Source organism: Streptomyces roseicoloratus, assembly GCF_004117935.1.
GTDB classification, from domain to species: Bacteria; Actinomycetota; Actinomycetes; order Streptomycetales; family Streptomycetaceae; genus Streptomyces; species Streptomyces roseicoloratus.
Genome location: NZ_SDOY01000170.1, coordinates 1 through 21,152, shown reverse-complemented (window position 1 = coordinate 21,152; position 21,152 = coordinate 1). Strand labels below are relative to the sequence as shown.

Below are 21,152 nucleotides of genomic sequence, written 5' to 3'. Positions count from 1 at the left end.
GCCCCCTCCGTGCCGTGGCCCCGGTCAGGTAAACCGACTTGTCGGATGTCGACCGTTCTTCGCCGCGCACGGAGGTGCCCCCTGTCCGCCGAGACCCTCGACCGCCCGGCGTCCGCGACCACCCCGGCCCCCGCCCGGCGCGTCCCCCGCTGGCGGGCCTCGCTGCACCGGGCGGCGCCCGCGCTCGGGCTGTTCGCCGCCGCCCGGCTCACCGGGATGCTGGTGCTCGCCCTGTGGGCCTGGCACGTCGGGCGCTCGCCGCGGGCGCTGCTCGCCACGTCCTGGGACTCCGACTGGTACCTCCGGATCGCCGCCCACGGCTACGGGCGCACGCTGTACTGGCCCGACGGCGCGGTCCAGTCCGACCTGGCGTTCTTCCCGCTCTATCCGGGGCTCGTGCGGGCCGTCACCACCGTCCTGCCCGTCGCCTACGGGACCGCGGGGCTGCTGCTGTCCTGGCTCTCCGCCGGGGCCGCGGCCTGGGGGATCTACGTCCTCACCGAGCGGCTGTGCGGCCGCCGGACCGCCGTCCTCACCGTCCTGCTGTGGGGCCTGCTGCCGCACTCGATCGTGCTGTCCATGGCGTACACCGAGCCGCTCATGACCGCCTTCGCGGCCTGGTCGCTGTACGCCCTGCTGACCCGCCGCTGGCTGTGGGCGGGCACCCTCGCCGCGCTCGCGGGCCTCTCCCGGCCCAACGGGATCGCCGTCGCCGCCGCCGTGCTCGTCGCGGCCGGTCTGGAGCTGTGGCGGCGGTACGGACGAGGGGACCGGCCGCTCCGGGCAGGCCGGCGGTCCGGGGCGGAGCCGCCCGTGGGGACCGGCCTGCGGCTGTGGGCCGGGGCCTTGCTCGCGCCCCTCGGCTGGCTGTCGTACCTGCTGTGGGTCGGCGCCCGGCGCGGCGACCTGCTCGGCGGCTACTTCGCCGTCCAGGACGGCTGGACCTCCCGCTTCGACCTCGGGCGGGGCGCGCTGCGCTTCGTCCGGGGCATGGTGACCGGGCCGACCGAGCTCGGCTACGTGATGGCGCTGCTGATCACGGCGGCGGGAGTGCTGCTGTTCGCGCTGCTGCTGGGCGGGGAGCGCCCGCCGCTGCCGGTGCTCGCGTACACCGCCGTCCTGCTTCTGATCACCGTCGGCGGCTCGGGCTTCTTCGAGTCGAAGCCGCGGTTCCTGCTGCCGGCCTTCCCCCTGCTGCTGCCGCTCGCCCGCGCGATGACGAGAGCCCGGCCGGGCGCCGCGATCGTGGTGATCGCGGGCCTGGCCGGGCTCTCCTTCGCCTACGCGCCCTACGTGCTGACGCTCGCGCGCATGGCCCTGTGAGGCCGGGGGCCGGAGCCGGGACTACTCGGCGGAGTCGCCGGGCTCCTTGTCCTCCGGGGACTCGAGGCCGAACTGCTCGACGATCCACTTGTCGAACTCGATCGAGGCCCGCACCCAGCTGACGGTGGAGGACACGAAGTGCTCCAGCGCCACGCCGGTGCCGATCAGCATCTGGGCCTCACCGATGAGGCGGAGGGTGGCGGAGCCGTCCTCCTCCTCGTGCAGGTGGGTGTAGACCTTGGGCCACAGGGTGCGCCGGTTCCAGTCGTCGATCGCGTCGAGGATCTTCGCGCGGTCGTCCGCGGCGTGCGGGCGGTCGTAGAACGTGCGCACCGAGAAGACCTGCTGCTCGGCCTCGCCGCGGAACATGAAGTACGTGCGGAATTCCTCCCACGGCGCGGCGAGGTCACCCTCGTCGTCCACGACGTACTTCAGCTCCATCTGGTCGAGGAGCTGCTTGACGAGGTCCTGGTCGGGAACGACGGGGCCCGCCGGTCCTGCGGCCTGAGGCTGGGGCTGCGCCCCGAAATTCGGAATCGAGGACGGGTCGATGGTCACCGGGATTTCCCTTCGTACGGATGCCCGCCATCCTCCCTCATCGCGGGCGGGTTGTGGCAACCCCGCGCCTGATCGGAGCAGACCGAGGTCGAGCGGGAGAGCCCGGTCGAGGTCGCGAGCTCGTCGACGGCGTCGAGGGCGTCGACGCCGTCGAGGGTGCCGGGCGATCCGGGAGCGCCTCCCTACCGGCCCTCGGCCCGCCCCACGATCAGCCCGTCCTCGAACCGGTCCACCCGGACCGTGTCGCCGTCGCGGACCTCGCCCGCCAGGATCTCCCGGGCGAGGCGGTCGCCGATCGAGGTCTGGATCAGCCGGCGCAGCGGTCGCGCGCCGTACGCCGGGTCGTTGCCCTCCGCCGCGAGCCAGGCCAGGGCCTCGGGCGTGACCTCCAGGGTGAGCCGGCGGTCGGCGAGGCGGCGCGCCAGGCGGTCGATCTGGAGCCGGGCGATCCGGGCCAGCTCGTCCTGCTGCAGGGCGGAGAAGACCACGATCTCGTCGAGCCGGTTCAGGAACTCGGGCTTGAAGCTCGCGCGGACGACCTCCAGGACCTGCTCCCGCTTCTCCTCGGGGCTGGTCAGCGGCTCCATCAGGAACTGGCTGCCGAGGTTGGAGGTGAGGATCAGGATCGTGTTGCGGAAGTCGACCGTGCGGCCCTGGCCGTCGGTGAGCCGGCCGTCGTCGAGGACCTGGAGCAGGATGTCGAAGACCTCCGGGTGGGCCTTCTCCACCTCGTCCAGGAGCACCACGCTGTACGGGCGGCGGCGGACGGCCTCGGTGAGCTGGCCGCCCTCCTCGTAGCCGACGTAGCCGGGAGGCGCGCCGACGAGCCGGGCGACGCTGTGCTTCTCGCCGTACTCCGACATGTCGATGCGGACCATGGCCCGCTCGTCGTCGAAGAGGAAGTCGGCGAGCGCCTTGGCGAGCTCGGTCTTGCCGACGCCGGTGGGGCCGAGGAAGAGGAAGGAGCCGGTGGGGCGGTCGGGGTCGGCGATCCCGGCCCGGGTGCGGCGCACCGCGTCCGAGACGGCCCGCACGGCCTCGCTCTGGCCGATCAGGCGGCGGCCCAGCTCGTCCTCCATGCGCAGCAGCTTCTGCGTCTCGCCCTCCAGGAGACGGCCCGCGGGGATGCCGGTCCAGGCGCCGACGACGTCGGCGATGTCGTCCGGGCCGACCTCCTCCTTGACCATGGTGTCCTTGGCCGCCTCCTGCTGGGCCTCGGCCTCGCTGGCGGCCGCCAGCTCGCGCTCCAGGGCCGGGATCTCCCCGTACAGCAGCTTGGAGGCGGTGTCGAAGTCGCCGTCGCGCTGGGCGCGCTCGGCGCGGCCGCGCAGCTCGTCCAGCCGCTCCTTCAGCTCGCCGACCCGGTTGAGGGACTGCTTCTCCTTCTCCCAGCGGGCGGTGAGGCCGCGCAGCTCCTCCTCCCGGTCGGCGAGGTCGCGGCGCAGCTTCTCCAGGCGCTGCCGGCTGGCCGCGTCGGTCTCCTTGGAGAGCGCCAGCTCCTCCATCCTCAGCCGGTCGACGGTGCGCTGGAGCTCGTCGATCTCGACGGGCGAGGAGTCGATCTCCATGCGCAGCCGGGACGCGGCCTCGTCGACCAGGTCGATGGCCTTGTCGGGCAGGAAGCGGGAGGTGATGTAGCGGTCGGACAGGGTCGCGGCGGCGACCAGCGCGGAGTCGTTGATCTGCACCTTGTGGTGGGCCTCGTAGCGGCCCTTGAGTCCGCGCAGGATGGCGACGGTGTCCTCGACGGACGGCTCGGCGACCAGGACCTGCTGGAAGCGGCGTTCCAGGGCGGGGTCCTTCTCGATCCGCTCGCGGTACTCGTCGAGCGTGGTGGCGCCGACCATGCGCAGCTCGCCGCGGGCCAGCATCGGCTTGAGCATGTTGCCGGCGTCCATGGCGGAGTCGCCGCCGGCGCCCGCGCCGACGACGGTGTGGAGCTCGTCGATGAAGGTGATGATCTGGCCGTCGCTCTCCTTGATCTCGGAGAGGACGGTCTTCAGGCGCTCCTCGAACTCGCCGCGGTACTTCGCGCCGGCGACCATCGCGCCGAGGTCGAGGGAGACCAGGCGCTTGTCGCGGAGCGACTCGGGCACGTCGCCCTTCACGATCCGCTGGGCGAGGCCCTCGACGACGGCGGTCTTGCCGACGCCGGGCTCGCCGATGAGGACCGGGTTGTTCTTGGTGCGGCGGGAGAGGACCTGGACGACGCGCCGGATCTCGTGGTCGCGGCCGATGACCGGGTCGAGCCTGCCCTCGCGGGCGGCGGCCGTGAAGTCGGTGCCGAACTTCTCCAGGGCCTTGTACGAGCCCTCGGGGTCGGCGGTGGTGACGCGGCGGGTGCCGCGGGCCTTCTCGAAGGCGTCCTGGAGGCGGCGGGCGGTGGCTCCCTGGCCGTCGAGCAGCTCGCCGGCGCGGCCGCCCTTGGCGGCGATGCCGATGAGCAGGTGCTCGGTGGACAGGTACTCGTCGCCGAGCTTCTTCGCGCGCTGGTCGGCGTCGGCGATGACGGCCAGCAGCTCGCGGTTGGGCTGCGGGGGCGCGACGGTGGACCCGGTGACGCTCGGCAGCGCGGCGAGCAGCCGCTCGGCGCCGGAGCGCACGGCGGCCTGGTCGGCGTCGACGGCGGCGAGCAGGTCGGTGATGTTCTCGTTGTCCTGACCCGCGAGCAGGGCGAGCAGAAGGTGCGCGGGGGTCAGATCGGCGTGCCCCTGGGACACGGCGCGGCTGCTCGCCGCGTTCAGCGCGTCCCGGCTCCTGTTGGTCAGTTCGGCGTCCACGTGCGGTTTCTCCTCCTCGGGATCCACGACTCCTTCTTTATGACTCTTCCAGCGTACACAAAGTTGAGTCCGTTCCGCTCAAGGTACCGCGCACGGTTCCTCCGGGAGTAGTTTCCGGGGCATGGCCATCGACCCGAGCAAGCCGAGCGACTCGTACCTCGCCTTCTGGCGCGAGTACCACATGTGCACGCTGACCACACCCCGCCCCGACGGCACCCCGCACGTGGTGGCGGTCGGCGTGACGTACGACCCCGAGGGCGGCGCGAAGGGCATCGCCCGGGTCATCACCAACAAGCACAGCCGGAAGGTCGCCAACGTCCTGGCGGCGGGCCCGGAGGGCGCGCGGGTCGCGGTCTGCCAGGTCGACAAGGGGCGCTGGGCCACGCTCGAGGGCGTGGCGCGGATCCGCACCGAGGCGGAGGTCGTCGCGGACGCGGTGGACCGTTACGCGGCCCGCTACGACCGGGTCCCGGCACCGAACCCGGACCGGGTCGTGATCGAGATCGCCCTCACCCGGGCGATGGGCCGCGCCTGAGGCGCGCGGGCCCGGGCGGCGTCCGGGACTCCCGCGCGCGAGGGGCCTCGCCGGCCCACGGCCGTACGGAGACGCACAGCGGCGCCATCGCGTTTCAGGTCCGCGATGGCGCCGCTGTGTGGGGGAAGCACCTGAACGATCTACAACGACGGGGGAATCGTTCAGGCACTGCGGGGGGTGGCGGTGATGGTCTCGGTCCCGACCAGCGGGGACTCGACCAACTGGTGGTCGCGCTGATCGAGATTGACGAAGATCATGCCGTACCGGATGGCACAGCGGACGGGCTGAGGGGCACCGCGTGGGCGGCGAAGACACCGGTAGGCACGGACGTCCTCGTCCTGTTCACGGGCGACGACGATCGGCTCCCCGAAGAGGGTCACCATCAGCGAGTCACCACGGTGGGGGATGGCCGTGACGAGATCGATGAAGTGCCACCCGGATCGGTAGGCCGAGGCCATCTCCCGGCGGAAGGACCGGTCGTCCGGCGGGACGATCATGCTTCCGAGCCCGCCGGGGTGAACTCCCAGGACGGCTCACCGGGAGATGCGAGGACGACGGTCGCAGGTGTGCTCTCCCACGAGGGCTCATTCGGCTCCGCCACCACGGAATGGGACGGGGGGATCTCCCACGAGGGCTCGCCGTTCAGGGCGAGTGCGCCAAGAGCAGCCGCCGCAACGGCTATGGCGCCAAGTGCACGAACCATCCTGGTCATGGCCGATCTCCACCTCTTTTGATCACTACCTCCCCCCCGCGTCCAAAACGATGGCTCACGATCGCCCCCCACACCAGCCACGCCGGGCATCATGTTCCTGTAATTCATGACCCTGAGGGGGGTGCAAATGAGGCGAGAATCCAGCGAATCCAGACATAACCACAGTCGCGACGAACTGTGCGACGTGGCCAAAGAGCTGTATGCGCAGGCTCTGCGCACGGGTCGCCTCGCCCGCGCCGAAGCCGACGCCGCACCGTGCCTCACGGAACTGGTCCTGCTGCGCCCCACCCCCGACGACGCGGATTGGCTCTACCCGGTGCCGCCGTCGGTGGCCCTCAACCAGCTCATACACCCCATCGAGCAGGAGATCCAGACCCGGCGTCAGCACGCCATCGCCCTCGCCGACGCGTTCGAGCCGTTCATGGCGATGAGCCCCCGGGAATCCTCCACCGGCAGCGCGATCACCGTCCTCGAAGGCCTCGGCGCCATCAACGCGACGCTGGACCAGGTCATCAGCGCCTGCACGGAAGAGCTGCTCACCATCCAGCCCGGCAGCGGCCGGCGCCCCGACACCCTCGAACAGGCCCTGCGCCGCATGGAGCCGCTCCTCGACCGCGGTGTCCGCATGCGCACGCTCTACCAGCACACCGCCCGGCACCACCCCGCCACGCTCGCCTACGTCGAACGCGTGGCCCCCTACGGGCTCGAACTGCGCACCCTCGAGGAAATCATCGACCGGCTGATCATCGTCGACCGGAAGGTCGCCTTCGTGCCGGCCCGCAGCGACCGCCAGGTGGCGCTCGAACTGCGCCACGAGGGCCTCGTGCAGTACCTCGTCGGCGTCTTCGACCAGTTCTGGCTGCACGCCGTCCCCTGGGACGAGGAGGTGCCCTCCTACACGCCCTCCGTGGACGGCATAGGGGGCGTCCAGCGCTCCATCGCCAAACTCCTCGTCGAGGGCCACGTCGACGAGGCCATCGCCCGCCGCCTCGGCATGAACGTCCGCACCTGCCGGGCCCACATCGCCAAGCTCGCCGCCGCCCTCGGCAGCGGCAGCCGCGCCCAGCTCGGCTATCTCATCGCCCAGTCCGGCATCCTCGAACAGGACCAGGACGAGCCCCGCGACGACTGACGCACCCGCACGGCCGCCGGGGCGGGAAAGCCCGTGAGGCCCCCTCCGCCGCAGCGGAAGGGGCCTCGGAAGCCGTTCGGGGAGCCGGAGCCCGGCGCGGGCCGGGCGCGGGCCGGGCGCGGGCTATTCGCCGCGCTTGTGACCCGGCCGCCACACCACCAGCGCACTCGCCTGCTGGACATCGGTGTACGGAACCAGGTCACGCCGGTACGAGGCGTGGACCTGGGCCTCGCGCTGGCGCATCGCCGCCGCCGCGCCCTCGACCGCGGTCGACAGCTCGGCCACCCGCTGCTGCAGCGCCGCGACCTGGTTCTCCAGCTCGATGATGCGTTTGATGCCGGCCAGGTTGATGCCCTCGTCCTGGGACAGCTGCTGCACCTGACGGAGCAGCTCGATGTCCCGGGCCGAGTAGCGGCGGCCCCGGCCCGCCGTGCGGTCGGGCGAGACCAGACCGAGGCGGTCGTACTGGCGCAGTGTCTGCGGGTGGAGACCGGAGAGCTGGGCCGCCACCGAGATGACGTACACCGGGGTCTCGTCGGTCAGCTGGTAGGGATTACGGCGGCGGCCTTCCATCTCCTCAAGCTCCCTTCGCGGCCTGGAACAGCTCTGCCCTGGGGTCCTCGCCCGCGGTCGCCTCGCGGAAGGTCTCCAGCGCCTCGCGTGCCTTGTCGTCCAGCTCCTTCGGAACCGCGACCTCCACCGTGATCAGCAGGTCGCCGCGGGTTCCGTCCTTGCGGACCGCGCCCTTGCCCCGGGCGCGCATGGTGCGCCCGTTGGGCGTGCCGGCGGGCAGCTTCAGCGTCACCGCCGGGCCGCCCAGCGTGGGCACCCTGATCTCGCCGCCGAGCGCCGCCTCGTCGAACGTGACGGGCACCGTGACGGTGAGGTTGTCGTCCTTGCGGCCGAACACCGGGTGGGTGTCGACGTGCACGACGACGTACAGATCGCCGTTCGGCCCGCCGCGCTCGCCCGGTGCGCCCTTCCCGCGCAGCCGGATCCGCTGGCCGTCGGAGACGCCCGCCGGGATCCGGACCTGCATGGTGCGGGAGGACTTGGCCCGGCCGCTGCCCTTGCAGACCTCGCAGGGGTTCTCCGCGATCAGGCCGCGGCCCTTGCAGTCCACGCACGGGTCGGTCAGCGAGAAGCCGCCGCCGCTGCCGCGCGAGACCTGGCCGGTGCCGACACAGGTCGGGCACACCCGCGGCGTGCCGTTCTTGTCGCCGGTGCCCGAGCACGCCTTGCAGGGCTGCTGGCTGGACATCCGCAGCGGCACGGTCGCGCCCTCGATGGCCTCGGTGAAGCTGAGCGTCACCTCGGACTCGACGTCCTGGCCGCGCCGCGGCTGCGTCCGCGTACCCGCGCCGCCGCCCCGGTTGAAGAGGCCGCCGAAGACGTCGCCGAGACCGCCGCCGAAACCACCGGCGCCGCCGGCCCCGCCCTGGGCGCCGCCGAAGAGGTCGCCCAGGTCGAAGTTGAACGAGCCGCCCGCGCCCGGGCCGCCGGCCCGGAAGCCGCCGTTGCCGAAGAGCGCGCGGGCGTCGTCGTACTCCTTGCGCTTCTTCGGGTCACCGAGGACGTCGTTAGCCTCGGAGATCTCCTTGAAGCGCTCCTCCGCCTTGGTGTCGCCCTTGTTGGCGTCCGGATGGTTCTCGCGCGCGAGCTTCCGGTACGCCTTCTTGATCTCGGCGTCGGTGGCGTCCTTGGGGACGCCGAGAACCTTGTAGTAGTCCTTCTCGACGAAGTCCTTCGTGCTCATCGACGTCCCTCCTCCCGCGTGCGGGTACGGCTCTTACTCGCTGTCCTTCTCGGAGTCATCCGACTCCTCCGCCTTGCCCTGAGCACCCGGCTGGGGCTCGGCGACCGCCACACGGGCGGGGCGGATCGTACGATCGCCGATCCTGTAGCCCGGCTGCAGGATCGCCACGCAGGTCGTCTCGGTGACGTCCGGCGCGTAGCTGTGCATCAGGGCCTCGTGGATCGTCGGGTCGAAGGGCTCGCCCTCCTTGCCGAACTGCTGCAGACCCATCTTGGCGGCGACGGTCTCCAGCGACTCGGCGACCGACTTGAACCCGCCCACGAGCTCGCCGTGTTCCCGGGCCCGGCCGATGTCGTCGAGCACGGGAAGGAGCTCGGACAGGAGACCGGCGACGGCGATCTCCTTGACCGTGACCCGGTCCCGCTCCACGCGGCGGCGGTAGTTCTGGTACTCGGCCTGCAGCCGCTGGAGGTCGCCCGTGCGCTCGTTGAGCGCGGTGCGGGCCTGGTCCAGCTGCGCCAGCAGGGCTACGTCCGTAGCGTCCCCGGCCGGGGCCGCGCCCTCCGCCTTCGCGGCGGACTCGGCGGCCTCGGTCTCCTCGGGCGTGCCGTCGGCGGGGACGTCGGGCTTCTCCTCGAAGCCCGGGGTCTCCTCCGACATCAGGCAGCGCCACCCTTCGGCTTGTCCTCGTCGACGATCTCGGCGTCGACGACGTCGTCGTCCTGGGCCTGCTGGGCGCCCTCGGCGCCGGCGGCGCCCTGGGCGGCCTGCGCGTCGGCGTACATCGCCTGGCCGAGCTTCTGGGAGACGGCCGCGACCTTCTCGGTGGCGGTGCGGATCTCCGCGGTGTCCTCGCCCTTGAGCTTCTCCTTCAGCTCGGCGACGGCGGTCTCGACCTCGGTCTTGACCTCACCGGGGACCTTGTCCTCGTTGTCCTTGAGGAACTTCTCCGTCTGGTAGACGAGCTGCTCGCCCTGGTTGCGGGTCTCGGCGGCCTCGCGGCGGCGGTGGTCCTCCTCCGCGTACTGCTCGGCCTCCTCGCGCATGCGGTTGACCTCGTCCTTCGGCAGCGAGGAGCCGCCGGTGACGGTCATCTTCTGCTCCTTGCCCGTGCCCAGGTCCTTCGCGGTCACGTGCATGATGCCGTTGGCGTCGATGTCGAAGGCGACCTCGATCTGCGGGACGCCGCGCGGGGCCGGCGGGAGGCCGGTCAGCTCGAACATGCCGAGCTTCTTGTTGTACGCCGCGATCTCGCGCTCGCCCTGGTAGACCTGGATCTGCACGGACGGCTGGTTGTCCTCGGCCGTCGTGAAGATCTCGGAGCGCTTGGTCGGGATCGTGGTGTTGCGCTCGATCAGCTTGGTCATGATGCCGCCCTTGGTCTCGATGCCGAGGGACAGCGGGGTGACGTCGAGGAGCAGGACGTCCTTGACCTCGCCCTTGAGGACACCGGCCTGCAGGGCGGCGCCGATGGCGACGACCTCGTCCGGGTTCACGCCCTTGTTGGCCTCGTTGCCACCGGTCAGCTCCTTGACGAGCTCGGCGACGGCCGGCATGCGGGTCGAGCCGCCGACGAGGACCACGTGGTCGATCTCGGACAGGGCGATGCCCGCGTCCTTGATGACGTTGTGGAACGGGGTCTTGCAGCGCTCGAGGAGGTCCGCGGTGAGCTGCTGGAACTGGGCGCGGGTGAGCTTCTCGTCCAGGTGCAGCGGGCCCTCGGCGGAGGCCGTGATGTAGGGCAGGTTGATCGTGGTCTCCGTGGAGGAGGACAGCTCGATCTTGGCCTTCTCGGCCGCCTCGCGCAGACGCTGCAGCGCCATCTTGTCCTTGGAGAGGTCCACGCCGTGGCCGTTGGCGAACTGCTTCACCAGGTAGTCGACGACGCGCTGGTCCCAGTCGTCACCACCGAGGTGGTTGTCACCGTTGGTGGCCTTCACCTCGACGACGCCGTCGCCGATCTCCAGGAGGGACACGTCGAAGGTGCCGCCACCGAGGTCGAAGACGAGGATGGTCTGGTCGTCCTTGTCGAGGCCGTACGCCAGGGCGGCGGCGGTCGGCTCGTTGACGATGCGCAGGACGTTGAGGCCCGCGATCTCGCCGGCCTCCTTGGTGGCCTGGCGCTCGGAGTCGTTGAAGTACGCCGGGACGGTGATGACCGCGTCGGTCACCTTCTCGCCCAGGTAGGCCTCGGCGTCGCGCTTCAGCTTCTGGAGGATGAAGGCCGAGATCTGCTGCGGGTTGAAGTTCTTCCCGTCGAGCTCGATCTTCCAGTCGGTGCCCATGTGGCGCTTCACGGACCGGATGGTCCGGTCGACGTTGGTGACCGCCTGGCGCTTGGCGACCTCGCCGACGAGCACCTCGCCGTTCTTCGCGAAGGCGACGACGGACGGCGTGGTCCTGGCGCCCTCGGCGTTGGTGATGACGGTGGGCTCGCCGCCTTCCAGAACGCTGACGACGGAGTTAGTCGTGCCCAGGTCGATGCCGACCGCACGTGCCATTTCGATTCCTCCAGCTGACTGACTTGAGTGGAACTGACTCAAGGATGCACGAGGCCCGGACGGGAGTCAACAGACCTGAGCGGAGGCGACTCAACTCTTCGGTCCGCCCGGCACTCAAGAGACGGTTCCCCAGGGCGCGTCGGTTCCCCTTCCGACGGCTCCCGCGTGAGAGAGTCCGGACATATCCCATGATTCTCGCCGGAAGGTGCTCGCGCATGACGGGGATGACGGTGAAACGCGCCTTCGACCTGGTGGGCGGGGTCGCGCTTCTGGCGCTGCTCTCCCCGCTGATCGCCGCCGTCACCCTCTCCGTCACCCTCGGGACCGGCAGCACCCGCGGGATCCTGCGCCGCCGCCCGGTCGCGGGCCGCGGCGGCCGGATCTTCACGATGCTGACCTTCCGCACGAAGAGCCCGCTCGCGAACCTGCCCCTGCTGCTGCACGTCGTACAGGGCAGGATGTCGCTGGTGGGACCGTGTCCGCTGGCGCCCGGCCACCGGGAGTCCACCGGGGACGGGCGGCGGCGGCTCTCCGTACGGCCGGGGATCACGGGCCTGTGGCAGATCAGCGGGCGCTCGGAGCTGCCGTGGGAGGAGCGGGAGCTGCTCGACCTCCACTATGTGGACCACCACTGGCTCGGGATGGATCTGGCGATCCTGGCGCGTACGCTTCCAGCAGTCCGTAAACGTCGCGCGGCAGCCCGGACGCCGGTCCCCGCGGCCCGGGTCGCCTGAGCCACCGGCGAGGGACGCCCGGGTCACGGCAAGGGTTGCCTGAGCGACGCAGATCACCGTGAGCTCCGCTACAGCGCGGGCCCGCGAACCGGTAATCTCGGCACGGACTCAATAAGTTACCGCTTAGTAGGCCCGAAGCAGAGGCCCGCTCGAGGAGCCCGTCATGCAACTCGCCGCGATCATTGTGTCGCTGACCCTGACCGTGGTCGGCGTTGCCCTGCTCGCTCGCGCCATCGGCCAGTTCGTCCGGTACTTCAAGCTCGGCCAGCCGGTCCCGGCCGGCACCCGCACGGACAACCCCTACCAGCGCAGCGTCACCCTGGTCCGGGAGTTCCTGGGCCACACCCGGATGAACCGCTGGGGCATCGTCGGCTTCGCCCACTGGTTCGTGGCCGTCGGCTTCCTGACCCTGCCGCCGACCCTCGCGCAGGCCTTCGGCCAGCTCTTCCAGGCGGACTGGACCCTTCCGGTGATCGGCGGCTTCCTGCCGTTCGAGCTGTACATCGAATTCATCGGCGTCATGACGATCCTCGGCATCGCCGCGCTCATCGTCATCCGCCTGCTGAGCCTCCCGAACCGGGCCGGCCGCAAGTCGCGCTTCGCCGGCTCCAAGGCCGGTCAGGCCTACTTCGTCGAGTACGTCATCCTCACCATCGGCCTGGCGATCTACGTGCTGCGCGGCCTCGAGGGCGCCATCCACCACGTGGAGCACTACGAGGCCGCGTACTTCGCCTCGTACCCGCTGGTCCTGGCCTTCAAGGGCCTGAGCGTCGCCACGCTGCAGACCCTGATCTACTTCACCGCCATGGTGAAGATCAGCACCTCGTTCATCTGGATGATCGTGGTGTCCCTCAACACCAACATGGGCGTGGCCTGGCACCGCTTCCTCGGCTTCCCGAACATCTGGTTCAAGCGCAACGCCACCGGCGAGACCGCCCTCGGCGCGCTCCAGCCGATGACGACCGGCGGCAAGCCGATCGACTTCGAGGACCCGGGCGAGGACGACGTCTACGGCGTCTCCCAGGTCGAGCAGTTCTCCTGGAAGGGCCTGCTCGACTTCTCCACCTGCACCGAGTGCGGCCGCTGCCAGTCGCAGTGCCCCGCCTGGAACACCGGCAAGCCCCTCTCCCCCAAGCTCCTCATCATGTCGCTGCGCGACCACGCGCACGCCAAGGCGCCATACCTGCTCGCGGGCGGCGGCAAGGACATGGAGGGCAACGAGAAGGCGACCGAGGAGCAGCTGAAGGACGTCCCCGCCGCGGCCCTGGCCGAGGCCGAGCGCCCCCTCATCGGCACCGTCGAGGAGAACGGCGTCATCGACCCGGACGTCCTGTGGTCCTGCACCACCTGCGGCGCCTGCGTCGAGCAGTGCCCGGTCGACATCGAGCACATCGACCACATCGTCGACATGCGCCGCTACCAGGTCATGATCGAGTCCGCCTTCCCGTCCGAGGCCGGCACGATGCTGAAGAACCTGGAGAAGAAGGGCAACCCCTGGGGTCTGGCCAAGAAGCAGCGCGTCGAGTGGACCAAGGAGGTCGACTTCGAGGTCCCGATCGTCGGCAAGGACATCGAGGACCTCAGCGAGGTCGACTACCTCTACTGGGTCGGCTGCGCCGGCGCCCTGGAGGACCGCGCCAAGAAGACCACCAAGGCCTTCGCCGAGCTGCTGCACATCGCGGGCGTCAAGTTCGCGATCATGGGCGGCGACGAGAAGTGCACCGGTGACTCCCCGCGCCGCCTGGGCAACGAGCCGCTGTTCCAGCAGCTCGGCCAGGAGAACGTCGCGATGCTGAACATGGCGTTCGGTGAGTCCCTCGACGAGGACGGGGGTGTGGACGAGTCGACGAAGAAGCCGAAGTCGGCGAAGAAGATCGTCTCGACCTGCCCGCACTGCTTCAACACCATCGCCAACGAGTACCCGCAGCTCGGCGGCGAGTACGAGGTCATCCACCACACCCAGCTGCTCCAGCACCTCATCGACGAGGGCAAGCTGATCCCGGTGACCCCGGTCGAGGGCCTCATCACCTACCACGACCCGTGCTACCTGGGCCGCCACAACAAGGTCTACACGCCGCCGCGCGAGATCATGTCGGCCGTCCCCGGCCTGCGCCAGCAGGAGATGCACCGCCACAAGGAGCGCGGCTTCTGCTGCGGCGCCGGTGGTGCCCGGATGTGGATGGAGGAGCGGATCGGCAAGCGCATCAACACCGAGCGCGTCGACGAGGCCCTGTCCCTCAACCCGGACATCGTCTCCACCGCCTGCCCGTTCTGCCTCGTCATGCTGACCGACTCGGTCAACGGCAAGAAGAACGACGGCAAGGCGAAGGAGAGCCTGCAGGTCGTGGACGTGGCCCAGCTGCTGCTCGACTCGGTGAAGACGCCGGTGGAGCCGGAGGCCCCGGAGACGGCCGACGAGCCGGAGCCGGAGCCGGCGGCGTAACCGCTGCCGGAGGACACCCCGAGCGAACCGGAAGGGCCGCCCCGCGCGTCACGCGGGGCGGCCCTTCCGCTCGCTCCGCGTCCCCTAGGGGATGTCACAGCTCTGCCGCACAATGCCCGTGATGCGCGAGCGCACGGCGCGACCGGGTACGTTTCATGACGTGGCTGGATTCAGGAACGGACGCGGCCGGGCAGGCGGCCCCCCGCGACAACAACCGCAGCAGCAGGCGCCGTACGGGTACAACGCGCCGCCGCCGTCGTACCCGCAGCAGTACCCGCCGCGGCAGCAGCACCCGCAGCAGCAGTGGGCGCAGCAGCAGGGCGGCCAGGCGCCGTACGGCGAGCCGGAGTACTTCGGCGACCCGCACGCGCCGCAGCAGCACCCGCAGCAGCACTACGCCGCGAACAACCCGGGCCACACCCAGGCCTTCAGCGTCCACGACGACCCGTACGGCCAGGGCGCGCCGTACGAGGCCGGTCCGGCACCCGTCGTGCCGACGGGCCCGCGGCTGCCCTGGAAGGGCCTCCTGAGCGGCATCGTGCTGCGCCCGGCGGACACCTTCCTGCGGATGCGGGACCACGCGGTGTGGGGCCCGGCGCTGGTCGTCACGTTCCTCTACGGACTCCTGGCGATCTTCGGCTTCGACCAGGCGCGCGAAGAGGCGATCAACGCGACGCTGTCGACGGCGATCCCGTACGTCCTGATGACCGGACTCGGCTTCGTCGTCGGCGGACTGATCCTGGGCGCGGTGACCCACACGCTGGCCCGCCAGCTGGGCGGCGAGGGCTCCTGGCAGCCGACGGTGGGCCTGTCCATGCTGATCATGTCGATCACCGACGCGCCGCGCCTCGTCTTCGCCCTGTTCCTGGGCGGCGAGAACGGCCTGGTCCAGGTCATCGGCTGGGCGACCTGGCTGGCGGCGGGCGCGCTGTTCACGCTGATGGTGAGCCGCTCCCACGACCTGCCCTGGCCGAAGGCCCTGGGCGCGTCGGCGATCCAGCTGGTGGCCCTGCTGAGCCTGATCAAGCTGGGCACGCTGTAACGGCGCCGCCGTCCGCAGGCACGACGCACCCGACCGGGACGCGAGGAGGCCCCCACCAGGAACGGTGGGGGCCTCCTCGCGCTGCCAGGCCGATGCCGGCGGGCCGGCCGGGGCCGACCGGGCCGGCGGCTCAGGCGTCGAGGACCTGGCCCTCGCGCTTGACGACGGGCGGCAGGACGCTCCAGGGGAAGTTGATCCACTCGTCCGTCTTCTTCCACACGTACTCGCACTTCACGAGGGAGTGCGACTTCTCGTAGATGACGGCGGAGCGGACCTCGGCGACGTGGTCGACGCAGAAGTCGTGGACGAGCTTGAGGGTCTTGCCGGTGTCGGCGACGTCGTCGGCGATCAGGACCTTCTTGTCGGAGAAGTCGATCGCGTTGGGAACGGGCGCGAGCATGACCGGCATCTCCAGGGTGGTGCCGACGCCGGTGTAGAACTCCACGTTCACGAGGTGGATGTTCTTGCAGTCGAGGGCGTAGGCCAGACCGCCGGCGACGAAGACGCCGCCGCGGGCGATGGAGAGCACGATGTCGGGCTCGTAGCCGTCGTCGGCGATGGTCTGGGCGAGCTCGCGGACGGCGTGCCCGAAGCCCTCGTACGTCAGGTTCTCGCGTACGTCACTCATGCGGCTACCGCCTCACACCTGGGTCCGATGGAAGTTCATGTACGAGCGGGAGGCGGTGGGGCCCCGCTGGCCCTGGTACCGCGACCCGTACCGTTCGCTGCCGTACGGGAACTCGGCGGGCGAGCTGAGGCGGAACATGCACAGCTGCCCGATCTTCATCCCCGGCCAGAGCTTGATCGGCAGGGTGGCGAGGTTCGACAGCTCCAGGGTCACGTGCCCGGAGAACCCGGGGTCGATGAACCCCGCGGTGGAGTGCGTGACGAGACCGAGCCGCCCCAGGGAGCTCTTCCCCTCCAGGCGGGAGGCGATGTCGTCCGGCAGGGTGATGACCTCGTAGGTCGAGGCGAGCACGAACTCGCCCGGGTGCAGGATGAACGCCTCGTCGCCCTCCGGCTCGACCTCGCGCGTCAGGTCGAGCTGCTCGACGGCGGGATCGATGTGCGGGTAGCGGTGGTTCTCGAACACCCGGAAGAAGCGGTCAAGCCTCACGTCGATGCTCGAGGGCTGCACCATGGATTCGTCGTACGGGTCGATGCGCACCCGCCCGGCATCGATCTCGGCCCGGATGTCCTTGTCTGAGAGAAGCACGCTCCCACGATACGCAGAGGGCGCGGAGCTCCCCCAATCGGGAGACTCCACGCCCTTTCCCTCGTCAGCGCCGCTCGAGCTCCACGGGCACCGCGTGCCGCAGCCGCGCACACCGCGGGCATCGGATCAGCCGCGCGGGCCCGATCCGCCCGGCACCGAGCTGCGCGAGCGGAAACGAAGCAGTACTGAACACGTGCCCCTCGGCACAACGGACGACGGTGCGCTCCATCGAACCCATCAAGTCCCTTCCCCGACAAGTGGTGGACGAGACAGCCACATTAGGGGATCGACGCCCCACCCCCGGGGAGGGCACTCCGACCACCTTCACCGGCCTTCCGCTCCGGAGAGGCGCTTCGTCCGGGGGGCGGGATGGGGTACAGTGTGCAACGATGCCGGATCGATCTTCGACGGCGTTTGCGGATGTAGTTTAATGGTAGAACATGAGCTTCCCAAGCTTATAGCGCGGGTTCGATTCCCGTCATCCGCTCTTGAACGAAGGCCCAGGTCAGAGACCTGGGCCTTCGTCGTTGTCTAGACCTGTCGGGGGCTGCCGTGCCCTCCGCGTGCCCCAACTCGCGGGAATGCCCTGCCCGGATCCCCTCTGGTGCACCACGCGCATCACCCAGGCAGGTCGCGGGCCCGAATGGCGAGACGCATTTCCAGTGACCTGCGTCACGCTCGGCCATGGATTCGCGACGCTCGCTCGGCGATCGGCAGCCACGTCTCACGGGTGTCTGCCGTCCGGGGGGACACACGGCGAGCCCGATCTCAAGTGCATGACGCCAGCCCCGCCGGTCGTGACAATCGCGGCCATGGCATCGATGACGGAGACCTTCCGCCAGGCCCTGCAGCATGAGTTGGCCTGTCGGGACACAGTCAGCATCCGCAGCACCCTGATCAAGGTGCTGGAGCGGGAGCCCTCCAAGGGAGAGCTCTCGGCAGCCCACAAGGCGGCGCGAAAGATCGCCGAAGACGGGGACGCTGTCCTCATCTCCCTGCTTCCTGACCAGGCTGGCGTCGACGCCTACGTGCCCACGGCCCGTGGGGCCGCAAGGCGGGCATCGAACTACCTGACCGTGAACGAGGAGATCATCAAGGGCTTGCCCTGCCGGGTCGAGCTCGCCACAGAGAAGTGGGACGCGGTCATCGATGAGGGCATGCGGCTTACCCAGCAGAGGATCGAAAGCGACCCGATGCTGTCGGCGTTCCTGCCCGGCTGGAATGCGGAACCACGCGCCGAGAAGCGAGCCCGCCTCGCGGCAGAGCCAGCAACCAGGTGAACTACCCAATCCTGTGGACAGGCTGTGGATGACCTGCCCTCGGGGCCGGGTAGGCGCTCTGCCTACCCGGCCCCGAATCATCAGGCTTCTCGCGCCTGCCTCGGCAGGACCTTCGGCTTGTCACGGGCCGCCCGGACCCGTGCATCGATACCCCCAGCGACCTCCTGCTGACGTTCATCGTCGGAGTGCTGGTAGATCATCGCGGCCTTCTCCGAGGACTGGCCCGCGCGAACCATCGTGTCCTTGAGCGTGGCGCCGGACTGGGTGGAGAGGGTGTGGCCCGTGTGCCGGAGGTCGTAGAAGCGGAAGTCCTTCGGCAGGCCGACCGCCGCACGAGCCTTCGCCCACTTCCGGCCGAAGGTGGTCCGCCGGAAGGGCGCTCCCTTCTCCCCCACGAACAGGAGTCCGTCGGGCTCCTTCTCCGCGAACCAGTCCAGGTGCCGCTTGACCTCCATGTACAGGAAGGCCGGCAAATGGATGGTCCTGACACCGGCCGCGGATTTGGTGTCGCCCTCGACGCGACGTCCGGTGTTCAGTTCCGGAGCGGCCTCCGTGACCCGTACAGCGAGCGGGTCGAGGGTGACCGAGGTCCGGCGCAGAGCCGCCAGCTCCTCCGGGCGCATCGGGCCGTAGGCGCCGAGGTACACCATCAGGCGCCAGCGGATCCCGAGGGCCTCGGCAAGGGCGTCGACCTGCTCGACGGTGGCTGTCGTGCGTTCCTTGGCCCTCTCACTGCCCGCGCCCCTGATCCGGCACGGGTTGCGGCGGATCAGCTCGTCGTCCGCAGCCGTCTCCATGATCGCTTTGAGGAGGCGGTAGGACTTGGCGACGGTCGTGGCTCCGGTGGCGGCGAGGCGCTCGGCCCGCCAGGTTCGCACCGTCGGCGGAGTGATCTCGTCGAGGTCCACCTCGCCGAAGAACGGCAGGATGTGCAGCCGCAGCAGGCGGCGGTACAGCTCGTCCGTCGTGGCGGACAGCCCGCGCTCCACCACCCACTTCCAGGCGTACTCCCCGAAGTTGACCGCCCCGACCTCCGGGTCCACCCAGACGTTGCGCTGGATGTCCGCCTTGGTGAGGGTCAGCCAGTCCTGGGCCTCGGCCCTCGCCCCGAAGGTCTCCGGGGCGGTGCGCCGGGACCCGTCCGGCGCCCAGTAGCGCGCCTGCCAGCGCCCCGAGGGCAGCTGGCGCACCGTGCCGAACTCACGCCGCCGCTGCGGCTTGCGGCCCGTCATCAGGCCGCCTTCCCGAAGCGGGAACGTGCGTCGCGAAGCGTGGGAACCGTGCGCTCCTCCACGTACGCGTTAAGCACGCTGTCGGCGATGCGGACGTGCTTGCCGAGCTTGACGTAGCGGATCCGGCGCTCGGCGACGAGTCGGCGGATGAAGCGGACGCCGGTGCCGAGGCGTTCGGCGGCCTCGTCAACCGTGAGCAGGCGGTCGTTGTTGTTCACCTCCTTCGCCGTGCGGGGCCGAGTGGAGGCGTGGGGTATTGCCGTGTGGCGCAAGTGGGTGTCCTCTCCTGGCCTCGGCGGTTGGGGCGGCAACCCCGGCCGGGCCGGTGTCGTTCAGGGATGGGATGGGCGTGTGGTGCGGCCGGGGACTGGGGTTTGCGGTCCAGGGCGGCCGGAGGAGCGGGCTACGCCTGGGGCGGCGGCCCGAACTCCTCCTGGTTGATCTTCATGGTGCTCTCGGCGATGGCGTTGCTGACCATCACGTCGGCCGCCTCTCGGATGTCCGGGTGCTCATCGAGATAGGCGGTGAGTTCGGCGGTGGCCCGGCGGTACGCGTGCTGGGCTCGCTGGGCGGCCGCACTGGCGGCCACGACGGTGTCGATGAGCTCCATCGTGCGGCCGGCGGCGGCCAGGCCCGGCGGGCCGACCAGGTTGGACAGAGACACCCCGAAGACCTCGGCGAATCCAATGGCCTCGTCGAGGTTGATGCGGCGCTTGCCGTTCTCGATGCGCCACACCCCCGACGGATTCATCTCGTAGCCGGCCTCGTTGAGGCGGTCGGAGAGCGTGGTGGTGCTCCAGCCGCGCTGGTCACGCTCGGCCTTGATCCGCTTGGCGGCGTTCTCCTCACCCTTGAGCAGGACACCCTCTGGCTCCTCGTCGTGCTCATCGTCCGACATCGGCCCCTCCTTCCTGTCGCAGCGTGCCGCTGCACTCCGCAGGGCCAGTAAAGACAATACAGCACCTTATGCTAGTTGCAAAGCATCTATGCGTAGTGCATAGTGATAGACATACCGCACCGCCCCGAACCGCTGGAGACCGCCATTGCCTAGACCGACAAACAGAAAGCCCCCCGGTGCTTGCGACACCGAGGGGCTCAAAGCGCAAACCTCACGCCGCCCATCCCTGAACGACTAGCTGCATGGCCGGGATTGCCGTCCCGTATGGCCCGCAGATTGAGGAGCTCGATGTCCAGTATGGACGAAGCCACCCCGAACACGCCATCGCTTCCCGCCGCCTGGCCGCCGGTCGCCGTCCCCGGCCAGCCGACCGCCCCCACGCCCACCCCTGCCCCGGACCCCGAGGGCGTAGACGTCCTGAACCTGCTCCGGGACGCCATCCGACGCTACGTCGTCATGCCGAGCGACGAAGCCCTGACCGCGACCACGCTGTGGGCGGCTGCGACCCACCTGCAGACCGTGTGGCAGCATGCGCCGCGCCTGGCCGTGGTCGGACCGGCCAAGCGCTGCGGCAAGTCGCGGCTGCTCGAAGTCCTGATCGAAGCGGTCCACGAGCCGCTGATCACGGTCAACGCCTCCGCCGCCGCGATCTTCCGCTCGATCGGCGAGGGCGACCCGCCCACGCTCCTCGTGGACGAGGTCGACACCATCTTCGGCAGCCCGAAGGTCGCGGAGAAGAACGAGGAGATGCGCGGCCTGCTCAACGCCGGCCACCAGCGCAACCGACCCACCCTGCGCGTCACCGGCCCCAACCACGAGGTGGTCAAGTTCGACACCTTCGCCATGGCCGCCCTCGCCGGAATCGGCGACCTCCCCGACACGATCATGGACCGGTCGGTCGTCATCCGCATGCGCCGCCGGGCCGAGACCGAGAAGGTCAGCTTCTGGCGCTACGGCCGCGACGACCTGGCCGTACGCGAGCTCCGCACACGGCTGGCGGCCTGGCTGGC

Annotated in this window: 19 protein-coding genes, 1 tRNA gene and 1 pseudogene; 9 read left to right on the top strand and 12 right to left on the bottom strand. The window is 70.1% G+C overall.

All coding sequences use genetic code 11. The features are described 5' to 3' along the window. Positions 1-45 precede the first annotated feature (45 nt). Positions 46-1,323 carry a glycosyltransferase family 39 protein gene (locus tag ESG85_RS29865; RefSeq protein ID WP_128984298.1) on the top strand — a complete coding sequence of 426 codons (1,278 nt, stop codon included), beginning with the start codon at positions 46-48 and terminating at the stop codon, positions 1,321-1,323. A 21-nt stretch (positions 1,324-1,344) separates the two neighbouring features. Here ESG85_RS29865 and ESG85_RS29860 read toward each other — a convergent pair whose 3' ends face one another. Further along, complete coding sequence (locus ESG85_RS29860; protein ID WP_128984297.1) at positions 1,345-1,881, bottom strand: type III secretion system chaperone family protein; 537 nt, start codon at positions 1,879-1,881, stop codon at positions 1,345-1,347. Positions 1,882-2,063: 182 nt separating this feature from the next. Continuing rightward, positions 2,064-4,661, bottom strand: a complete 2,598-nt coding sequence (clpB, locus tag ESG85_RS29855; protein WP_128984458.1) for an ATP-dependent chaperone ClpB — start codon at positions 4,659-4,661, stop codon at positions 2,064-2,066. A 121-nt stretch (positions 4,662-4,782) separates the two neighbouring features. On the opposite strand from clpB, the gene ESG85_RS29850 reads away from it, so the two are divergent. Beyond that, positions 4,783-5,196: a pyridoxamine 5'-phosphate oxidase family protein gene (locus ESG85_RS29850; protein ID WP_128984296.1), complete on the top strand. Its 414-nt coding sequence runs from the start codon at positions 4,783-4,785 to the stop codon at positions 5,194-5,196. Between the two features lie 161 nt (positions 5,197-5,357). Here ESG85_RS29850 and ESG85_RS29845 read toward each other — a convergent pair whose 3' ends face one another. Continuing rightward, the gene (locus ESG85_RS29845; RefSeq protein ID WP_128984295.1) at positions 5,358-5,693 is read right to left on the bottom strand and encodes a Rieske (2Fe-2S) protein; all 336 of its coding nucleotides are present in this window, start codon (positions 5,691-5,693) and stop codon (positions 5,358-5,360) included. Positions 5,694-6,014: 321 nt separating this feature from the next. On the opposite strand from ESG85_RS29845, the gene ESG85_RS29835 reads away from it, so the two are divergent. Continuing rightward, on the top strand, positions 6,015-7,040 hold the full coding sequence (locus ESG85_RS29835) for a helix-turn-helix transcriptional regulator (protein WP_181019155.1): 1,026 nt from the start codon (positions 6,015-6,017) through the stop codon (positions 7,038-7,040). A 123-nt stretch (positions 7,041-7,163) separates the two neighbouring features. Here the strand turns inward: ESG85_RS29835 and ESG85_RS29830 are convergent, their stop codons facing one another. From ESG85_RS29830 to dnaK, 4 genes are read right to left on the bottom strand one after another with little or no spacing between them, the layout of a single operon-like run. Then, positions 7,164-7,613 (bottom strand): heat shock protein transcriptional repressor HspR, encoded by a 450-nt coding sequence (locus tag ESG85_RS29830; protein ID WP_128984293.1) that lies wholly within the window; start codon positions 7,611-7,613, stop codon positions 7,164-7,166. 4 nt (positions 7,614-7,617) lie between these two features. Further along, positions 7,618-8,796, bottom strand: coding sequence for a molecular chaperone DnaJ (gene dnaJ / locus ESG85_RS29825; protein WP_128984292.1), 1,179 nt, complete (start codon positions 8,794-8,796; stop codon positions 7,618-7,620). 33 nt (positions 8,797-8,829) lie between these two features. After that, on the bottom strand, positions 8,830-9,456 hold the full coding sequence (gene grpE, locus ESG85_RS29820) for a nucleotide exchange factor GrpE (RefSeq protein ID WP_128984291.1): 627 nt from the start codon (positions 9,454-9,456) through the stop codon (positions 8,830-8,832). Continuing rightward, on the bottom strand, positions 9,456-11,297 hold the full coding sequence (gene dnaK, locus ESG85_RS29815) for a molecular chaperone DnaK (protein WP_128984290.1): 1,842 nt from the start codon (positions 11,295-11,297) through the stop codon (positions 9,456-9,458). The genes grpE and dnaK overlap by 1 nt, the downstream gene beginning before the upstream one ends. Before the next feature lie 215 nt (positions 11,298-11,512). On the opposite strand from dnaK, the gene ESG85_RS29810 reads away from it, so the two are divergent. From ESG85_RS29810 to ESG85_RS29800, 3 genes are all read left to right on the top strand, one after another. Then, the gene (locus ESG85_RS29810; RefSeq protein WP_246095391.1) at positions 11,513-12,031 is read left to right on the top strand and encodes a sugar transferase; all 519 of its coding nucleotides are present in this window, start codon (positions 11,513-11,515) and stop codon (positions 12,029-12,031) included. A gap of 163 nt (positions 12,032-12,194) precedes the next feature. Then, positions 12,195-14,474, top strand: coding sequence for a (Fe-S)-binding protein (locus ESG85_RS29805; protein ID WP_128984289.1), 2,280 nt, complete (start codon positions 12,195-12,197; stop codon positions 14,472-14,474). 160 nt (positions 14,475-14,634) lie between these two features. Next, complete coding sequence (locus tag ESG85_RS29800) at positions 14,635-15,516, top strand: Yip1 family protein (RefSeq protein ID WP_128984288.1); 882 nt, start codon at positions 14,635-14,637, stop codon at positions 15,514-15,516. A gap of 130 nt (positions 15,517-15,646) precedes the next feature. On the opposite strand, the gene ESG85_RS29795 is transcribed toward ESG85_RS29800, so the two are convergent. After that, a complete protein-coding gene (locus ESG85_RS29795) occupies positions 15,647-16,144 on the bottom strand; it encodes a phosphoribosyltransferase (protein ID WP_128984287.1) in 498 nt (165 codons plus the stop codon). A gap of 12 nt (positions 16,145-16,156) precedes the next feature. Beyond that, positions 16,157-16,732, bottom strand: a complete 576-nt coding sequence (gene dcd / locus ESG85_RS29790; RefSeq protein ID WP_030690788.1) for a dCTP deaminase — start codon at positions 16,730-16,732, stop codon at positions 16,157-16,159. A gap of 416 nt (positions 16,733-17,148) precedes the next feature. On the opposite strand from dcd, the gene ESG85_RS29785 reads away from it, so the two are divergent. Together ESG85_RS29785 and ESG85_RS29780 are read left to right on the top strand one after the other, a co-directional pair. Further along, a tRNA-Gly gene (locus ESG85_RS29785) sits at positions 17,149-17,219 on the top strand. A gap of 325 nt (positions 17,220-17,544) precedes the next feature. Beyond that, positions 17,545-18,012, top strand: a complete 468-nt coding sequence (locus ESG85_RS29780) for a hypothetical protein (protein ID WP_128984286.1) — start codon at positions 17,545-17,547, stop codon at positions 18,010-18,012. Positions 18,013-18,092: 80 nt separating this feature from the next. Here ESG85_RS29780 and ESG85_RS29775 read toward each other — a convergent pair whose 3' ends face one another. The 3 genes from ESG85_RS29775 to ESG85_RS29765 all read right to left on the bottom strand — a co-directional run bounded on the left by ESG85_RS29775 (position 18,093) and on the right by ESG85_RS29765 (position 20,142). Further along, positions 18,093-19,244: a tyrosine-type recombinase/integrase gene (locus tag ESG85_RS29775; RefSeq protein WP_128984285.1), complete on the bottom strand. Its 1,152-nt coding sequence runs from the start codon at positions 19,242-19,244 to the stop codon at positions 18,093-18,095. Beyond that, positions 19,244-19,462: an excisionase family DNA-binding protein gene (locus tag ESG85_RS29770; RefSeq protein WP_128984284.1), complete on the bottom strand. Its 219-nt coding sequence runs from the start codon at positions 19,460-19,462 to the stop codon at positions 19,244-19,246. Before ESG85_RS29770 ends, ESG85_RS29775 begins: the two co-directional genes overlap by 1 nt. A gap of 185 nt (positions 19,463-19,647) precedes the next feature. Next, on the bottom strand, positions 19,648-20,142 hold the full coding sequence (locus tag ESG85_RS29765; RefSeq protein ID WP_128984283.1) for a helix-turn-helix domain-containing protein: 495 nt from the start codon (positions 20,140-20,142) through the stop codon (positions 19,648-19,650). 297 nt (positions 20,143-20,439) lie between these two features. Between ESG85_RS29765 and ESG85_RS29760 the strand changes: the two are divergent. Beyond that, positions 20,440-21,152 (top strand): annotated as a pseudogene (locus ESG85_RS29760) (DUF3631 domain-containing protein); the annotation flags it as partial.